Below are 17594 nucleotides of genomic sequence, written 5' to 3' on the forward strand. Positions count from 1 at the left end.
TCAAATTCGTTCACGTGCATGTCTTGTGAAAAAAACACACAGTCTATATTTTATCGTAAAAAAAAGGATACATCCAGCGTATTCCTTAAGTTTCTCTTGGAAAAAACACACTTTAGGCTCTTTTTTTCAAACAGATCATCTCTTTCAACAAAAAGAGGCAGCCGAATGAGTGCGGCTACCCTCTGTTCATTCTTTATTATTCATCGTTTAAGTATAATCTGATGGTGGAGCCTTCCTTGACCTTTGTCCCGGCAGCAGGTGATTGCTTCACCACTTTACTGCCCGTTCCAGAAGCATCGATCTTAAGGTTAATCAGGAGGGATTCAAGGTCTGAAACAGATCCCCCTACAAGATTCGGTACTTCAATGGTTTTTGTGTCCAGCCACTGGTACTTCTTTTCAATTTGTCCTTTTCTTTTTTTCACACCGATCTCAGGCAGGCTGTCCCGCATAATATGACCAACAATTGGTGCTGCAACTGTCCCACCAAATTGTATGGTGCCTTTCGGGTTATCTACAGCCACATATACAACGATACTTGGATCATCAGCAGGCGCAAATCCGATAAACGACACAATGTGGTTATTTTCCATGTACTTGCCGTCCTTTACCTTCTGTGCTGTCCCTGTTTTTCCGCCAACTCGATAACCTTCAACAAATGCATTTCGGCCAGTCCCTTGAGCGACTACACTTTCAAGCGCATATCTGATTTCTTTTGATGTTTCTGCTGAAATCACTTTCTTTTTGGCAATCGGTGATTGCTTTTTCACAACTTCTTTCGTGATTGGATCTATCCATTCTTTTGCAATGTACGGCGTGTAAAGTGTTCCGCCATTTACCGCAGCTGCTACGGCAGCCACTTGCTGTATCGGCGTAACAGATACACCTTGACCAAAGGCAGTTGTCGCCTGCTCTACAGGACCAACCCGGTCCAGCGGGAACAAAATGCCTCGCCCTTCCCCTTGAAGATCGATTCCTGTTTTTTGCCCAAACCCGAAATTTTTAATATAGGAAAATAATTTATCCTTTCCAAGACGGTCGCCTAGCTCAACAAAGCCGGGGTTACAGGAGTTTTGTACCACTTCTAAAAATGACTGTGATCCGTGTCCGCCTTTTTTCCAGCACCTCAGTCTCGCACCATCAACTGTCACAGATCCGCTGTCAAAGAAATGATCGCGTTTTAAATTGACTTTTTTCTCTTCTAGTGCTGCTGCAAGTGTAATAATTTTAAACGTCGAACCTGGCTCATATGTGCTCCATACCGGTAGATTTCGGTTAAACACTTTCGAGTCAACTGATTGATAGTCCGCTGGGTCAAAATCAGGTCTGCTCGACATCCCAAGTACTTCACCGTTCTTCGGATTCATCGCAATCGCAATCATGCCATCTGGGTTATATTTTGCCTGCGCATTGTCTAATTCCCGTTCTATAATGGTTTGTACTTTCGCATCGACAGTTAATTTCATATCAAGACCATCTTTAGGCGGTGTATAATCATCTGCTTCATCTGGCATTTTTTGCCCTTTTGCATCGGAATAGAACTTGACAGAGCCTTTTTCACCTTTTAGGTCATCGTCATAATAGGCTTCCAGTCCAAGTAACCCTTGATTATCAATTCCAGCGAAGCCAAGCACATGAGAAAGAAAACTGCCAAACGGATAGTGTCTGATGCTGTCTTCCGCAACATAAACGCCATCTAAATCTAGCTCTCTGACTTCTTTTGCTTTTTCATGAGATACTTTTCTCCCTTCTGGAGAAATTCGTTCGATTGATGTTTTTTTTGTGACGTGCTTGTACGCTTTCTCCTCAGACATATTCAGAACTGCCGCCAGTTTCTTGCTTGTTTCTGCGGGATCTTTAATTTGCCGGGGGACGACCAATATAGATGGGGCGCTTTTATTCGTTGCAAGCTCTACCCCATTTCGGTCCAAAATATCTCCCCTTTCTGGTTCGAACGGGAGGTTCCGGCTCCATGAGTCTTTTGCTAAGCTTGTCAGCTTCTCGCCCATAATAAACTGTACATATCCTAATCTAGTATCTATGATGAAAAAAATGATCACCCCAAACAGCAGCACGAAAAGCAATCGTTTTCTCACTGTTACACTTGATACTCGCACGCCCGGTTCACTCCTTACATACATATGGCTTGTTTCCATCATATGCAGGCCCGTCCTTATGTAGAACGTCTCGTCATCCCACTCGGCAAAAGAAAAAACCTAGCAAGTCGTTTGCTAGGTTTTGCAATTAATTCGGGCTTTTAAATGTCACAGTAACGACTTTATCTGAAATTTCCGCTCCACTTTTCACACTTTGTTTGACAGCATATCCTTGTCCCTTTGTTTCTATATGCACACCGGAAATGGAGGCATATTGAAGGACTTCCCTTCTCGACCAGCCTGTCATATCAGGCATCTTCATGGTTTTCCCTGCTGTTTTCAAGAAGACTTTCTGGCTTTCAGAGAATTCAGAGCCTGCACTTGGCCACTGTCGTTTAATGGAGAGGCCGTCGCCGATGACAATAGGCGTTAAGTTTTTATTTTTGGCTTCTGTTTCCGCCTGCTTCACTTCTAAATCTAGGAATGAAGGCATTGTTTCTTGTTTCACCTTTTGTTCGCCTGATTTTTTATCGTCTGTTTTGGTTGGTGCAATATTTAAATATAGCAGACTATTTTTCATCACTGGGTTAAAGATTTGTGCAACTGGTGCAGAGCCTGTTTCTGTATCAGACAGCTGCGGCTGCTGTACAGCCACATAAACGAGCAGCTTCGGATCATCTTTTGGTGCCATTCCCATAAATGAAAAGACGTAATCATTTCTTCCCTGGAGGTAACCGCCGGCACCGCCAATTTGTCCTGTTCCTGTTTTTCCAGCAACGTCAAAGCCTTTGATTTGGTAAGGCTGACCTGTTCCAATCTTCGAAGAAACAACCTCACCTAAAATGTTACGGACTTGCTTTGCTGTATCAGAGGAAATGGGTTTTCCAGCTACTGTTGGTTCGTGCTGTAAAATCGTTTTGTTTGTGTTTGGGTCTGTAATATGATCAATGACATATGGCTTCATCATCGTTCCGCCGTTCGCTATCGCTGTCGCTGCTTGGATTTGTTGAATCGGTGTAATAGCAGACGCTTGACCATAAGCTGTCGATGCTTTGTCATATTCGTATCTGAAATTGATTTTACTAGACGCTTCATTCGGCAAGTCAATGCCTGTTTTGTCATAGAAATGGAATTTTTGTAAATATTGTTCGTATCGCGTGAAGCCTAGTTTTTCTTTTGCCAGCTTTGCAAAAGCTACGTTTGACGAACGGAGAACCCCTTGATGAAAGTCAATTTTTCCCCAGCCATTTCCGTTGTTGTGATCTCTTACAAGGCCGCCTCCTACTTTATAAGTACCGGATTGATATTTATCATTGCCTTGGTAGACCCCTTCTTGAATTGCCGCAGCAAGTGTAAAGATTTTCATCGTTGAACCTGGCTCAAACGCATATGAAATGACATCATTGTTATAATTCGTAATGTCTAATTCATTTAAATTAAAGCTTGGCCGCTGTCCCATTGCGAGCACCTTTCCCGTTTTTGGGTCAACGACTGTGGCAATGATTTTCTTCGGTTTATATTTTTTGGCAACCTGCGTCATACTTTCTTCAAGGAACGCTTGAATTTTTTGATCGATAGTCAGCGTGACGTTTTTTCCATCCTTCGGTGCGACAATGTCTTCTTTACTATTTGGAAGTGCCCATCCGCTTCTGTCACTGTTATATGTCACATAGCCGTCTTTTTCTTTTAAATATTTGTTCAGCGCCTTCTCAAGTCCCATCGCGCCTGACATGTCCTTCGTCGCCTCATCTAATCTTGCATAACCGATCAGATTCGAAGCAAACATGCCGTTTGGATAATATCGCTTCGTGTCTTTTTCAAATGCGATCCCTGGGAGCTTTAGCTTTTCAATTTTTTCCTTTGTTGAAAAACTGATATCTTTCCCAGCTTTACCAAACTCAACTTGGAACGCATCTTTTGTATTCAGACGCTTTAATATTTCGCTTTCGCTCATATCAATGACTTTTGACAGCTCTTTTGCTGTTTTTTCTTTGTCGACGACATGCATTGGGTGCTTTGGATCGACCGTCATTTTCTTGCTCATGACTGCAATGAGCTTATAGACAGAAGTATCCTCTGCAATCACATTCCCATTTCGGTCTAAAATAGACCCTCTTTTCGCTTCAAGTGTTTTCTTAGATTGATATTGTTCATTTGCCTTTGCGGCTAATACTTGACCATCGACTGTTCCTGTAATCTGAATATAGATAAAACGTGCAAGGATGATAAAGAAAAACAGGGCGAAGCAAATACTCGCAATTGCCGCGCCTCTGTTCATCATTTTATTCTTTTTCGGCATCGCCATCTTAATCGACCTTCTTAACATCTTTCGATATGCTTAAGCCTGCTTTTTTCGCAGCTTCGATGATTCTCTCTGGTTCACTCAGTAAGTCTTTTTCCTTTTGAAGCTCAGTGATCTTCTTCGATTCTAAAGATACTTGCTGTTCTAATTTCTGCACCTCAATATTGGCGTGATAGACAGCAAAGGCTTTAGAAATGATGAGAATGGAGCTGCACATAAGAGCCATGACAAACATGACAAGTAAGATTTTTTCACCAAGTGTGATAGAACCTCGTCTTTTGATAACCACCGATTGGCCTTGCTGCTCTGTTTGATATTGCTTTACTTCTCTTTGGTAAGCCAAATTACTCATAAGAAACCTCCTTTTTATCATCATCTATGGTGTCGTTTTACTTTTTTTCTGCAATTCGGAGCTTCGCTGAACGGGCACGGTTGTTATGTTCCAGCTCTTGTTCTGATGCAACGATTGGTTTTCTCGTGATCAGCTTCAGTTTCGGTTCAAGTCCTTCTGGAATCACTGGTAGTCCGTGCGGAAGTTCTGGAAGAGAAGACATTTCTTTAAATGTACTTTTACAAATCCGGTCTTCAAGTGAATGGAATGTAATGACAGAAATTCTCCCCTTCGGATTGAGTAACTCTATTGCTTGTTCTAGTGCTTCTTCAAAAACTTTCAATTCATCATTTACGGCAATTCGGATCGCTTGAAACACTCTTTTTGCTGGATGTCCGCCTGTTCGTCTTGCAGGTGCGGGAATTCCTTCTTTGATAATGTCGACAAGCTCACCTGTTGTTTCAATTGGCGCTTTTTTTCTAGCTTCTTCAATTTTGCGTGCGATTTGCTTGCTGAATTTTTCTTCCCCATATTTGTAGAAAATCCGAACTAGATCTTCAAATGGCCATTCATTCACCACTTGTTTTGCCGACAATGCGGCTGTTTGATCCATTCGCATGTCAAGAGGTGCATCATGGTGATAACTAAAGCCTCTCTCTGGTGTGTCGAGCTGAGGAGATGAAACCCCAAGGTCAAAAATCACACCGTCTACGCTTGTAATACCTTGTTCATTCAGACGTTCTTTTAAATATCGGAAGTTGCTTTTTATGAAAAGAATGTTCGCTTTAGAATCCGCGAGCTTCTCTCGTGCATGATCCAGTGCAGCATCGTCTTGGTCAAATCCAATCAATGTACCTTTTTCTGATAGTTGAGATAGTAAATATGAGCTATGACCCGCTCCGCCTAGCGTGCAGTCTACATATGTACCGTCTTCTTTGACGTTTAAACCGTCAACTGTTTCTTTTAATAATACTGTCTCATGTTGGAACATGATGTTATGGTCCCACCTTTTTCAAATAGAAATGAATGTGTAGAAAGCTTGCTGCACAAGGGATTATTATATATCAAATCCAATCATGTTTTCAGCAATTTCAGCAAAAGAATCTTCTTGCTCTTCTGTATATTGTTCCCAGATCGACTTACTCCACAACTCAATTCGATTTGAAACGCCGATGACCACACATTCTTTTTCGAGTTTTGCATATTGGAGTAGGTTTGATGCGATGTTAATGCGCCCCTGCTTGTCCAGATCGCATTCAACTGCGCCAGAGAAGAAGAACCGGGTAAACGCACGTGCATCTTTTTTCGTTAGCGGCAGTGCTTTGAGTTTCTCTTCGATTAGTTTCCACTCACTCATAGGGTAGCCAAATAAACATTGATCAAGCCCTCTCGTCAGCACAAACTGTTCTCCGAGACCGTCTCTGAATTTAGCAGGGATGATCATGCGCCCTTTTGTATCAATCGTATGTTGGTATTCACCCATGAACATGATAATCAGAGCCCCACTTTCTCACCCTTACTCTCCACTATCCACCACTTCTCTCCACAAAACTTATTTTACACTGTTTCTACATAAAAAAAAACCCTGAACTAGTCAGGGTTCATTAAAACTTTATTTCAAAGTTTGACAATTTGCTGCTTGTTTTGAAATGAAAATGGCAGATTTTTGAACGTTTTGAAGAATTCTGGACCATATTTGTTTAAAAAGTACATGATATTCCAAATTCTTTCTTGCGGGGCATCTAGTGGTTTTAAGCTATTTTCAATCCGTTCAAAATCCCGAAGGATATATCCTTCCTTCTCTTCCACACGTTGCGCCACCTTTTGATAAACAAATTGAAGCTGATCTTCGATAAATTTGGCATTTTTATCGAGCAGCTGCTCAAAGTTTGGTTCAACCTCCAGTGCTTCTTGCCTCAATACGCCATGAACATTCGCTAATTCACGTTTCGCCTGCTCAACGGCTTGAACAAAGCTGTCTGGGAGGCTTTGCTCAAAGTGAGCCTCTTTCTTTTCTTTCACTCCGCTTGTGAGCACTTCTTCTACCGACAGCTCTCTGACCGGCAGCTTCTTGTCGATGTGCCTTTCAAGAATGGTCACGTGCAGTCTTGGAAGAACAGGTGCCATCTTTAATTCAAAGTGCTCAAAAATTCCTTTCAGCTCTCCCCAATAGTTGACTTCACCGTGTCCTGCCATAAAAGCAAGTGTCGGGAGAAGGGTTTCCTGCATTAAGGGACGCGTCACCACATTGTTGCTGAACCGTTCTGGGTGCTCCTCAATTTCCTGCAAAAGCTCTTCTTTTGTCCACGTAAGCCCCACTTCTGATATAGAAAACTGGCCGTTTTCTTTTTCAATAAGGAAACGCTCCTCATCATATTCGTAAAAAAGGTTCGCCTGATTATCACCAGCTTCAATGATCGGCTGATATCCCGCTCGTTTCATGGCAGTCTGCGTTTCATTCAAACGAGCTGTAACCGCATCATTTGTCTCGACAATGTGCTTAAATAACGTACGCTCAAGTGGTTTGACGCCTAAGTCTCCTGAATTAAATAGAAGCAGTCCATCTTCTTCAAAAAGGTCGCATACAATCCATTCAAAGAAATCAGTAAATGTTTGTGATTTGCGTAAACATCGAAGCAGCTGATCAAGCAAGTCATTTGTATATGCAGATTCCTCATACGTTGAGAACACATCACGGAGCCATTTCTCTGTTTTTTCTTGATGCAGCGGTGTTCTTTTTGCAGCAGTTTTTTTGACGCTATGTAATGGCAGCTTTTGCTTAACTGGACCTTTTTCGCCAGATGTGTAGACAAAATTAATTTCATCTACGTCATGATCCTCACCTGCTACCCAAAAGACTGGAATCACAGGAACGCCAAGCGCTGATTCTTTTTCCTTTGCGAACTGAATAATGGATATGATTTTATGTATGGTATAAAGCGGTCCTGCCAGTAGGCCTGCCTGCTGCCCTCCAACCACCATGACACTCCGTTCGTCACGGATCTTTTCAATGTTCTGACGCATCGCTGCCGATTCAAACTTTGCATGGTATGCGCTCATATAATCTGCTAAAGCCTCGCGCGGGAAGCTCATTTCCATGAGATCGTCGTATCTCTTTTTCCATGTGTGCTCAGAATGTATATCATAATCAAAAAAAGCAGTCATCTCTTTTTTTTCTTCTATATAATCACGTATGAATAAATTCTGACTTCGGATGGAAAGTTCAGTCAATTGCATGTTTAGAACTTCCTTTCTTCAATAAATAGTTAGTTTCCCGAAAAAAGTATAGCATGTAAATGAGCTCACTCAAAAGATTTTGTTTGCTTTTTTTCCAATACTTCCAAGCTTCGATTGAAGAAAGTAAGATGTGGCGCCAGAATCTCTTGAGCTTGAGCCTTTTTTAAAAGATAGCCAACGATGGCTTTTCTTTCAGTTTCACGGCCTTTGACAATATCCTGAAGCATTGACGATTGATTGGCGGCCGTTTTTTTACAAATTGAAGCGACGTGTGACCAGAGCCGCTCTTTTTCAGGCAGGCCTAGAATGGACAATGCTTCTTCAAATGCACATTTCATCATGTATTCATATGCAGGATTTGCGATCAATTCCCCATTTTTCACATGCAATAAAGCCGTGAGCGGGTTAATGCAGACATTGACTAGCAGTTTTTCCTCCAGCACTTTTTTCCATTCATCCGTATAAATCATCTGAAAATGGGCCGGCGTTTCATTCAAAGCATTTCTCACAGCAGCTGCATCCTCAGGATGAAAAGCCCCCCACTTGATGACACCAATCCCTGTATGGTTCACTGCATGGTCTGATACCTTCATGGCCCCGTGCTCTACGACACCTATATATATCGAATGCGACGTGTCCCAGTTTTCTAAATCTAATAAATGGGCCATGCCATTCTGTAAAAATAAGATTCGCTGACGAGGTAATGTCGATAGCTCATCAAGTACCTCTTGCAAATGGTGATATTTCACCGTCACAATCAGCAGATCAAATACTCCCGTAATCCCTGCCCTTGCCTCGGCAGCCGACCGGAATGTCTCTCCTTTTACCGTTCGCTTAATTCCTAATGTTCGAATCTCCTCTGCCTGTTCTTTTCTTCTTGTCAATACAGTGATGTCATGATGCTGTGATAAATAACTGGCACAAAGCAGACCAATCGCACCGCCGCCAATGATTCCAATGTTCAACTGCCGCACTTCCCTTTTTCTGTTTACTTCATCATATCAACCATTTTAACAGTTTCATGCCGCGATGCAAAAAGCAGATAGCGCGCCATGATTGAATTTTTTTAATTTAAAAACTATAATAATAAGTGTAAAAACATTTTTAGGCGGATGGGATGAAAACGCCTTCAATGACATCACTGTCGACATTATGTGTGTAAGGGGGAAGATCATATGACACAAGTAAAACGACTTCTAATCAATTACAAAACTTTAGAGGAATTTAAACAATTTAAGGAATATGGTATACAAGAACTATCTATGCTTGAAGACCTTGAAAGTAATATGATTGAAAATGACAGCAACTCTCCATTTTACGGGATTTATTTTGGAGATAAGCTGGTCGCACGTATGAGCCTTTATCAAGTGGACGGCTCGACGACAACATATTTTAACCACAATCATGATTATTTAGAGCTGTGGAAGCTGGAAGTGCTTCCTGGGTATCAGCGTAAAGGGTACGGCGAGGCACTTGTTGATTTCGCCAAATCTTTCGGACTGCCAATCCGGACCAATCCACGCGTCAAATCTGCTGGTTTTTGGGATAAAATGGGCTTTGAAGCTGTAAAATATGATATGGAACGCGATAAAGGTGAAAATCCACTCATCTGGGAACCTGCTCATATTCAAAAAAATACAGGTGAATCCGCTTAATCACTGATGGCAAAACGCCCCTCCTTTCTCTGTGAGGGGCGTTTTCTTATTTAGCATATTCTTTTAAGTTGATATTCTGTTTGACTCTTTCAACAATCCCAATGAGTGCCCGGTAATCTTCTTCTGTCATTTTTAATTGCCGCTTCAAATGTTCATTTTCCTCTGTGAGCGACTTCAGTTGATGCTGCGTGTCCGCCAGTTCTTCGCGTAAATAAGCAGAGCCAGCAGGTTCTTTTTCAAGCTTCTCTAAAAACTGAATCACTTCTCGCAAAGTCAATTCAGCCTGATCTGAAGATGCCTTCTCTTCTATGGTTAGCGTATTTTGCGGTAAACCCGAGGAATGAATTCCAATCTTTTTACGCAGTTCTTTCCGCTGTTTTTTCGCCAGTTCAATGCCTGCCTGATATTGTTTTCTGACGTATGAGTTCCATCTGAATCCACATGCTGCCGCTGTTCTTGACAATGCTTTCCCGACTTCCTCAAATGCGGAAAGCTGCGTTCCTCCATCTCGAATATGCCTTAAGACGACTTCTGCTAAAAGTAAATCTTCATCTTGTGTCCATGCGTCCTGCCTTGTAATCGTCAATTGATCATCCCCCCTGAATCTGAATACCACATCATATGCGCTTACTAGAGTAGATAGACTATTTGCAGGAGAGAAACCTAAAAAATAGACAAATAAAAAAACGCAAGGGAAGATTCCCTTACGCTTTTTTATCAAGCATTAGTTGCTTTTTACGTCTTTGCCTTTGTATGTTCCGCAAGATTTGCAGACACGATGAGAAATTTTCATTTCACCGCATTCTGGGCAAGCTACCATACCAGGTACTTGTAGTTTGAAATGCGTACGACGCAATCTTTTTTTCATTTTAGAAGTTCTTCTAAAAGGTACAGCCATTATTCCCACCTCCTTAAAGAGTTAAGATTCATTATTTTCTTCTAAGAGCTTCTTCAAGCCTTCCAGACGCGGATCAATTCGGTTTTGATGTGCATCTTCCGAAATGACCGCCCAGTCATTCCCTTCCTGTGGTGCAGCACCTTTTACGTCTGTTTGGTCGCAAAAGATTTGCATCGGCACTTCAAGAAGAATTTCTTCCTTGACTATAGGCGTTAAGTCGATGATATCGTCTTCTACAACAGATACGTCTTCATCTTCTATATCGTCTGTCTTATGAAGTACAAATAGTTCTTTCGTTGAAATCGCAAATGGATAATTTACATCAACAAGCGTTCTTGAACAAGGCAATGTCATTTCACCTGTGATGGTTAAATCAAATGCGACTTGCTTTGATTCGATCACTCCAGTCCCTTTCACCTCTACCGGTGAAATGCGACGTATATCTGAATGAAGGCTAGTAAGTTCATTTAAGTCAACCGTCTCATGAAAATCGAAGCTGTTTTTAGCTTTTTGATGTAACTGATAAACTGTCCATTTCAATTGTATCACCTCTAAGAGCAACAAACATGATTATAGCTTTCATCATGCTATTTGTCAATATTTTTTCTTTACAGTCCTTTGTGATGTCAGAGCGTTGTTTGACATCAGTTCACGGAATGCCTACACTGAAAAAAATGGGCTTCATTTTTCCCTTATGCTACTGTAGCATAGACCATTTAACCATAGCAAGAAAGGCGGAACATCTATTGAAAGCAACAGGAGTCGTTGTCGAGTACAATCCATTTCATTATGGACATGCCTATCATGTTCGCCAGGCGAAAACACATACCTCCTCAGATGTAGCCATTGCCGTCATGAGCGGTTCCTTCCTCCAACGCGGAGAGCCTGCTATCGTCTCCAAATGGGCACGAACAAAAATGGCTTTGCAAAACGGTGTAGACATCGTGTGTGAGCTTCCATACATATATGCAGTGCAAAAGGCAGAAACCTTTGCAAACGGCGCTGTGTCTATTCTAGATGCTTTAAAATGCCGCTCCCTTTTTTTCGGAAGTGAGGACGGAGACATCAAAGCATTTGAGCGAACAGCTCACGCTTGGCATGAGAAAAAAGAAGAAATTGACCTTTTCACAAAAGCAAAGGTCAAAGAAGGCCTTAGTTATCCAGCAGCCGCTGCCGCTGCGTTTCAAGAGGTCATTGATCCTAAACACTTACTTGATCTGTCTAGGCCTAATAACATTTTAGGTTTCCATTATGTCAAAGCGATCTTAGAGAGATTTCCTCACATGCAGCCCTTTACCTCTCAAAGAATTGCATCCGGTTATCATGATCAAGAGCTTCCTAAACATCAGAAAATTGCCAGCGCAACAAGCATCCGAAAAGCCTTAAAAGAGAACGGTTCATTTGATACTGTTGCCTCTTATCTCCCAGAAGCTTCGCTTAAACAATTACATGACTATTATTCTTCTTATGATCTTTTACATACACAAGAAGACTATTTCAGCTTCTTAAAACATGTGTTTCACACAATGGATACAGCAGAATTAGAAGGCATCTATGAAATTGAAGAAGGCATCGAACACCGCATGCAAAAGGCGATCACACACGCGTCCTCCTACGAGGAATATCTATCACTTGTGAAAACAAAACGATATACGTGGACAAGGCTGCAGCGGATGAATACACACCTTTTAATGAGGGTGAAGAAAACGGTCATGCATGAGCTGCTAAAGGAAAAACAAGCACCATACATTCGTTTACTTGGTATGTCAAAGAAAGGTCAGCAATACTTATCTCTTGTAAAAAAAGAATTGGACGTACCGCTTGTCAGCAAGCTGTCTTCCTTTTCACATCCTGCCCTTGATCTTGACATTCGCGCTTCCCGCGTCTTCAGCCTTCCGATCAGCGAACCAATGCAAACAAAGTTAACAGAAGCAGAATTTAAAACCTCACCGATCCGCTATGATGAAGAGACTGGTCTCTTCCAATCTCGATAAAAAGAGCAGCCTTTTGATGAAGGCTGCTCTTAGATTGTTGACAAAGGGCTAAAATGATCTTTATTTTAGCCCTTTGTCTTCTTTTCAGCGTGATAGAAAACCTTTGCAGCTCTAGGAAGGGCGAGCACCGGAACGGAGCGAATTTGACATTCGTGAGTACCGGAGCAGAGACCTGACACCGAATGCGAGGGTTTGTCTACACGCTGAGAGCAGCCTTTGATGAAGGCTGCTCTTTTTTCACTTAAGATGCTTTCTCTTTTAACTTGTTTAAATAGTTCAGTGCGTCCTGCATTGTGTCCACAGGAACGATTTTCATATCACTTTTAATATCTTTCGCTGTTTTCACTGCATTTTTGTAGTCTGAATTTGGATCACCTTTATCGTTTGGTGCAAAGAAGATATCTTTTCCTGCTTTATCTGCTGCAACAACCTTTTGATCAATTCCGCCAATTGGCCCGACCGTACCATCAGCGTCAATCGTTCCAGTCCCTGCAATTGCATATCCATGTGTTTCGTCTTCTTTTGTCAGCTGGTTATAAATTTCAAGTGACATCATTAAACCCGCCGACGGGCCGCCGATATTTTCAATATCCACCTTAATAGAAGGCGACACTTTCACATTTCGATCTGTAAATAATGATACGCCAATTCCGACTCGGTTTGGCTCTTCTTTAAAAGGTTTTAACTTCACTTTCTGCGTGATATCCTTGCCGTTTCGTTCAAGGACAAAACGGACAGATGTACCAGCTTTTTGACGGCTGATATACGAAACCATTTTATCAGCAGAATCATACGTCTTGCCATCAACGCTTTTAATTCGGTCGCCCACTTCAATTTTGCCATAAGCAGGCATGCCTTTCATGACGTAGCTCGCATATACCCCATTAAACGTATAATCTACTTTTTTGCCTGCTTTTGTATACGCTGCAATCATGGCATTTTCTTGAGAGCTTTTCATCAGCTGAAGCTGTCTTTTCATATAATCTTCATCCGATTCTCCGTCCGCTTTAATATTTTCTTCTGGGACGATCTCGTCATATTTATTCATTTTCGCAAGCAAATACGTATACGGATTGGCTGGACCTACTTTTATCGTCATAAGAGAGAAGCTGCCCTTCTCGCCGTATCCACCGTCCACTTGAATGTGAGGGGCAATCTCTGTTGCATCACCCGGCTTTGTCACGTAATACGGCAGTTTGACAAAAGTTAAGCCAAATAGGACAAGAACAACGACAAAAAAGCTGAGCCAGCGAATATTCAATTTTTTCATTCGATTAACACTCCCATTTATCAATGACATCTTTCAGTTTACCTGCTAGTTGATCTGCGGCGAGCTCACCAGCTTCAATCATCTCCTGAACCTGTGTGAACGAACTGGAGCTAAATGTTTCAAGCCTCGGCCGGATCATGAGATCTGCATGAATGGTTTGATGACGGACCAATTCATTTTGAAGGATGTCCAAACTTTGCATAATCACATCCGATAATCTCGTCGCCTTTTCTGTTTTTTTCACCCTAGATACATCAGAGGCGATAATAAGGTCTGCGCCCATTTCTTTTAAAACAGACACAGGAATGCGGTCAACAACCGCTCCATCCACTAGCTGTCTGCCGCCCATTTCGTGAGGAACAAACACGCCCGGAATGCTGATGCTTGCTCTGACTGCTTGTGAGACAGACCCTTCTTTAAACACAACCTTTTCCCCTGTTTCGAGGTCACAGGCAACCACCGCAAGGGGCATTCTTAATTCTTCGAATTTTTTTCCATATGTAAACGTGTGAATCAGCTGCAAAATTCGATTTCCTTTTAAAAGACCGATTTTTGGCAGTGTATAGTCAGCATAATACTTTCTTCTGAAGACAAGTGCAAGTTTTTTCATTTTTTCTACGTCTTGTCCTGCCGCATAAAAGCTCCCAACAAGTGCGCCAATACTGCTTCCAGCGATCATATCTACTTGTATCCCTTGCTTCTCAAGACTAGACAAAACCCCGATATGCGCCATTCCCCTCGCACCCCCGGAGCCTAGTGCAAGCCCGATGATCGGTCGCTTCATGAAAATCCACCCTCCTCTTTCTATGCATATATACGAATCTATAGGTCTAAACATGCCCCTACTGCTCGTATAGTAATAGAAGACAGGCTCGGCAAGTTTCTTTTTCTATAATCACGAGCTCGCCAATAGATCATAACGGCAAGGGGCGAAATCTCCATGAAAAAATGGAACACTCTGTTCATCGCTGCTTTTTTTATTTTTTTAACAGCCACTGTGATTACACATCCACAAGCCTCTTTGCAAGCGTCAAAAAATGGTCTTGCAATGTGGTGGGAGGTGGTATTTCCATCATTGCTTCCTTTTTTTATTTTGTCCGAGCTATTAATTAGTTTCGGGATTGTCAGATTTGTCGGGGTATTATTAGAGCCATTTATGCGCCCCATCTTCCGGGTGCCGGGTGTAGGCGGATTTGTCCTAGCTATGGGAATGGCTTCAGGTTTTCCTTCTGGTGCAAAATTAACAACAAGACTCAGACAGGAAAGGCAGCTGACGAGAATCGAAGCAGAGCGTCTCGTTTCCTTTACAAATTCATCGAATCCATTGTTTATTTTCGGTGCGGTGGCTGTTGGTTTTTTTCATCACCCAGCTTTAGGCATTGTACTCGCCAGCGCACATTATTTAGGGAATCTTGCTGTTGGTGTGACGATGCGGGGATATAAAGCGCGGCATGATGCCCACCTAAGAAGCCGCAAGAAATTTTTATTCCCTCCGTTTAAAGAGGCATTCCATGCTCTTCATACAGCAAGACTCGCAGAGAAAAGACCGCTCGGCCAAATTTTAAGTGATGCAGTCATGTCATCAGTCCAAACACTCTTTATGATTGGCGGCTTTATCATCTTATTTTCTGTGTTTAGCAAAATGCTGTCAGTTGTCCATGTGACAGACCTTTTATCTATAGGACTCGGATATATGCTGCAAACGATGCATCTTCCGCCAGAATTAGACCTTGCCATGATTGCCGGTTTATTTGAAATCACATTAGGCAGCCAGATGACGGGGTCACAGGAAGTCACCCTTCTCGCTAAAACCGTTGTCGTCAGCTTTATTTTAGGATTCAGCGGGTTCTCTGTTCAAGCCCAAGTCGCCGGCATTTTAGCGGCAACCGATATCCGCTTTAAACCGTTTTTCTTCGCCCGTTTGCTTCACGGAATTTATGCAGCTGTTTTTGCCTTTTTATTATTCAAGCCTCTTTATATCTCTCGATCAGACATGGCTCTCCCAGCGGGTGCCTTTGATGCAAGCCAGCAGGTCGTCATGTTCAGCACCGTGGTTTGGAATCAGCTTGTGACAGCTGGTCCTTTGATCACACTTTGCAGCTTGATTGTGTATATCGCACTATACTATCGGAAATTAAAAAATGGATGAGTGCCGGGTGCACTCATCCATTAAATTTTTCCTTCAGTGCTGCTTCTACCTCTTTTGGTACAAGATCTTTGACTGCCCCATGATATTTCGCTACTTCTTTGACAATACTGGAGCTTAAGAAGGAATATTGATTGTTGGTCATCATAAAAAACGTTTCAATTTCATCGTCTAACACTTTGTTCATTGAGGTGCCTTGCATCTCATACTCAAAGTCCGTCACAGCCCTTAATCCGCGTAAAATGACTTTGGCTTCTTTTTGCTTCGCGTAATCAACAAGCAGGCCGTGAAAGGATTCAACTTTGATATTTGGCAGCTCCTTCGTCGCTTGGCGAATAAGCTCACACCGTTCTTCAACAGTAAATAACGGTTTTTTAGATGAATTATTTAGTACACATACATACACTTCATCGAAAATCTTTGCGCCTCTTTTGATAATATCCAAATGCCCCAATGTGACTGGATCGAAGCTGCCCGGACAAACGGCTATGTTCCCCATGCTAATTTCCCCGCTTTCTATAGATCGTAATACCAGTCAATCCGTACAGTTCCTGCCTTGTGATGTGAAGCTGTCCTGCTTCTTCTGGCAGCTTCACGTCTTTATCATGCTCACACACGATCACGCCGTCATCTGTTAACAAAGCATGCTCGTCAATCATTTCAAGAAGTGCTTTTAGCTGTTGATCTTTATAGGGCGGATCAAGGAAAATGGCTTGAAAGGATTCCTCTCGTTTCACAACAGCTGCGAGTGCACGCTTTGCTTCATTTCGAAACACTTCACTTTGATCCATTAGCGACAATTGATTCAGGTTGCCTTTAATCGTCTGAATCGCCTTCATATCTCGATCAACGAATATGCAATGATCGAATCCTCTAGAAAGCGCTTCAATTCCTAAACCACCGCTCCCTGCAAATAAATCAAGGGCCCATCCGCCATCAAAATACGGGCCGATCATATTAAATATCGATTCTTTTACTTTATCTGTTGTCGGTCTTGTTGATTGACCTGGTACCGCTTTAAGTGTGCGGCCTTTTCTCGTTCCAGAGATGACTCTCATTTTTCCACCACTTTTTCTGCTTGCTTCTATTGGTCATTGTTTATGACAAAAAATTCAACATTATCTTACCACATCACTCCTCAAGGAACAATGCACTGATATTCATTCATTTTCTATGTATAGATCAAGAAATCCGGGGTCATACTACTTATAACAGCATCTGATGTGGTGCTGTTGCCAACCGCGGAGAAGACTTACGTTTCCCCATAAGTTCTTCCTCCGGTTTCTCCTCTCCCTTTGCCTTCTCCTTAATGAATCATTAAGAATAGAAGGACCCCGCGGGTGATGCCGCGGGGATTTTTTTGTGTCTTTAAAAGCCCACCTTATAATCATACTCTTTTGCTTTGTCCAATTTGGATTCGTACTCTAATTTAATAAAAGGTTTATATGAAGGCTCAACACGTTTCACAAATGGTAACGAGCTGAGCTTCGTCATATGGCGCTCAAGATCATTCATATCACAATAGATCACAGCATATTTCATTTTCCTTGAAATATAGTGAACATTCCCAAATTTTCTTAGCGCTTTTGACTGCTTTAACGAATGCAGCCAGACGACCATCCCTTGACGTTTGGTTTCCATCTTTTCACCTGCCGCTTTTCAATTC

At 42.1% G+C, this 17594-nt stretch carries 18 protein-coding genes; 3 read left to right on the plus strand and 15 right to left on the minus strand.

Translation table 11 applies throughout. From position 1 onward, the window contains the following. Positions 1 to 196: 196 nt before the first annotated feature. From ACLGGR_RS02025 to ACLGGR_RS02055, 7 genes are all read right to left on the minus strand, one after another. Positions 197 to 2116, minus strand: a complete 1920-nt coding sequence (locus ACLGGR_RS02025; protein WP_076839520.1) for a stage V sporulation protein D — start codon at positions 2114 to 2116, stop codon at positions 197 to 199. A gap of 127 nt (positions 2117 to 2243) precedes the next feature. Beyond that, complete coding sequence (locus ACLGGR_RS02030; RefSeq protein WP_221887310.1) at positions 2244 to 4394, minus strand: penicillin-binding protein; 2151 nt, start codon at positions 4392 to 4394, stop codon at positions 2244 to 2246. 7 nt (positions 4395 to 4401) lie between these two features. After that, complete coding sequence (ftsL, locus tag ACLGGR_RS02035; RefSeq protein WP_039178324.1) at positions 4402 to 4749, minus strand: cell division protein FtsL; 348 nt, start codon at positions 4747 to 4749, stop codon at positions 4402 to 4404. A gap of 37 nt (positions 4750 to 4786) precedes the next feature. After that, entirely contained in the window at positions 4787 to 5719 is a 933-nt protein-coding gene (gene rsmH, locus ACLGGR_RS02040; protein ID WP_024426925.1) for a 16S rRNA (cytosine(1402)-N(4))-methyltransferase RsmH, read from the minus strand. A gap of 66 nt (positions 5720 to 5785) precedes the next feature. Beyond that, a complete protein-coding gene (mraZ, locus tag ACLGGR_RS02045) occupies positions 5786 to 6217 on the minus strand; it encodes a division/cell wall cluster transcriptional repressor MraZ (RefSeq protein ID WP_003211163.1) in 432 nt (143 codons plus the stop codon). A 128-nt stretch (positions 6218 to 6345) separates the two neighbouring features. Continuing rightward, a complete protein-coding gene (bshC, locus tag ACLGGR_RS02050) occupies positions 6346 to 7965 on the minus strand; it encodes a bacillithiol biosynthesis cysteine-adding enzyme BshC (protein WP_410972407.1) in 1620 nt (539 codons plus the stop codon). A 65-nt stretch (positions 7966 to 8030) separates the two neighbouring features. Next, a complete protein-coding gene (locus ACLGGR_RS02055; RefSeq protein WP_323646966.1) occupies positions 8031 to 8930 on the minus strand; it encodes a 2-dehydropantoate 2-reductase in 900 nt (299 codons plus the stop codon). Between the two features lie 210 nt (positions 8931 to 9140). Between ACLGGR_RS02055 and ACLGGR_RS02060 the strand changes: the two genes are divergently transcribed. After that, the gene (locus ACLGGR_RS02060) at positions 9141 to 9620 is read left to right on the plus strand and encodes an N-acetyltransferase (protein WP_142944722.1); all 480 of its coding nucleotides are present in this window, start codon (positions 9141 to 9143) and stop codon (positions 9618 to 9620) included. Between the two features lie 46 nt (positions 9621 to 9666). Here the strand turns inward: ACLGGR_RS02060 and gerR are convergent, their stop codons facing one another. From gerR to ACLGGR_RS02075, 3 genes are all read right to left on the minus strand, one after another. Next, positions 9667 to 10206 carry a sporulation-specific transcriptional regulator GerR gene (gene gerR / locus ACLGGR_RS02065; protein ID WP_034281678.1) on the minus strand — a complete coding sequence of 180 codons (540 nt, stop codon included), beginning with the start codon at positions 10204 to 10206 and terminating at the stop codon, positions 9667 to 9669. A gap of 138 nt (positions 10207 to 10344) precedes the next feature. Continuing rightward, the gene (gene rpmF / locus ACLGGR_RS02070) at positions 10345 to 10518 is read right to left on the minus strand and encodes a 50S ribosomal protein L32 (RefSeq protein ID WP_008354700.1); all 174 of its coding nucleotides are present in this window, start codon (positions 10516 to 10518) and stop codon (positions 10345 to 10347) included. A 21-nt stretch (positions 10519 to 10539) separates the two neighbouring features. Next, positions 10540 to 11058, minus strand: coding sequence for a YceD family protein (locus tag ACLGGR_RS02075; protein ID WP_019743276.1), 519 nt, complete (start codon positions 11056 to 11058; stop codon positions 10540 to 10542). A 206-nt stretch (positions 11059 to 11264) separates the two neighbouring features. Here ACLGGR_RS02075 and ACLGGR_RS02080 point away from each other — a divergent pair, with 206 nt between their 5' ends. Further along, entirely contained in the window at positions 11265 to 12512 is a 1248-nt protein-coding gene (locus ACLGGR_RS02080) for a nucleotidyltransferase (RefSeq protein WP_410972408.1), read from the plus strand. Between the two features lie 241 nt (positions 12513 to 12753). On the opposite strand, the gene ACLGGR_RS02085 is transcribed toward ACLGGR_RS02080, so the two are convergent. Then, positions 12754 to 13782 (minus strand): SepM family pheromone-processing serine protease, encoded by a 1029-nt coding sequence (locus tag ACLGGR_RS02085; protein WP_142944719.1) that lies wholly within the window; start codon positions 13780 to 13782, stop codon positions 12754 to 12756. Positions 13783 to 13786: 4 nt separating this feature from the next. Beyond that, positions 13787 to 14566, minus strand: coding sequence for a patatin-like phospholipase family protein (locus ACLGGR_RS02090; protein ID WP_142944718.1), 780 nt, complete (start codon positions 14564 to 14566; stop codon positions 13787 to 13789). Positions 14567 to 14722: 156 nt separating this feature from the next. Here ACLGGR_RS02090 and ylbJ point away from each other — a divergent pair, with 156 nt between their 5' ends. Then, positions 14723 to 15931: a sporulation integral membrane protein YlbJ gene (gene ylbJ, locus ACLGGR_RS02095; RefSeq protein ID WP_410972409.1), complete on the plus strand. Its 1209-nt coding sequence runs from the start codon at positions 14723 to 14725 to the stop codon at positions 15929 to 15931. A gap of 13 nt (positions 15932 to 15944) precedes the next feature. Here ylbJ and coaD read toward each other — a convergent pair whose 3' ends face one another. The 3 genes from coaD to ACLGGR_RS02110 form a co-directional block, all read right to left on the minus strand. Continuing rightward, on the minus strand, positions 15945 to 16427 hold the full coding sequence (coaD, locus tag ACLGGR_RS02100) for a pantetheine-phosphate adenylyltransferase (RefSeq protein WP_024426917.1): 483 nt from the start codon (positions 16425 to 16427) through the stop codon (positions 15945 to 15947). A gap of 1 nt (position 16428) precedes the next feature. Continuing rightward, positions 16429 to 16986, minus strand: a complete 558-nt coding sequence (gene rsmD, locus ACLGGR_RS02105; RefSeq protein ID WP_039178303.1) for a 16S rRNA (guanine(966)-N(2))-methyltransferase RsmD — start codon at positions 16984 to 16986, stop codon at positions 16429 to 16431. 310 nt (positions 16987 to 17296) lie between these two features. Further along, positions 17297 to 17569 carry a YlbG family protein gene (locus tag ACLGGR_RS02110; RefSeq protein ID WP_048238857.1) on the minus strand — a complete coding sequence of 91 codons (273 nt, stop codon included), beginning with the start codon at positions 17567 to 17569 and terminating at the stop codon, positions 17297 to 17299. Positions 17570 to 17594 lie beyond the last annotated feature (25 nt).

Source organism: Bacillus sp. BD48, assembly GCF_046566805.1.
Lineage (GTDB): Bacteria > Bacillota > Bacilli > Bacillales > Bacillaceae > Bacillus > Bacillus safensis.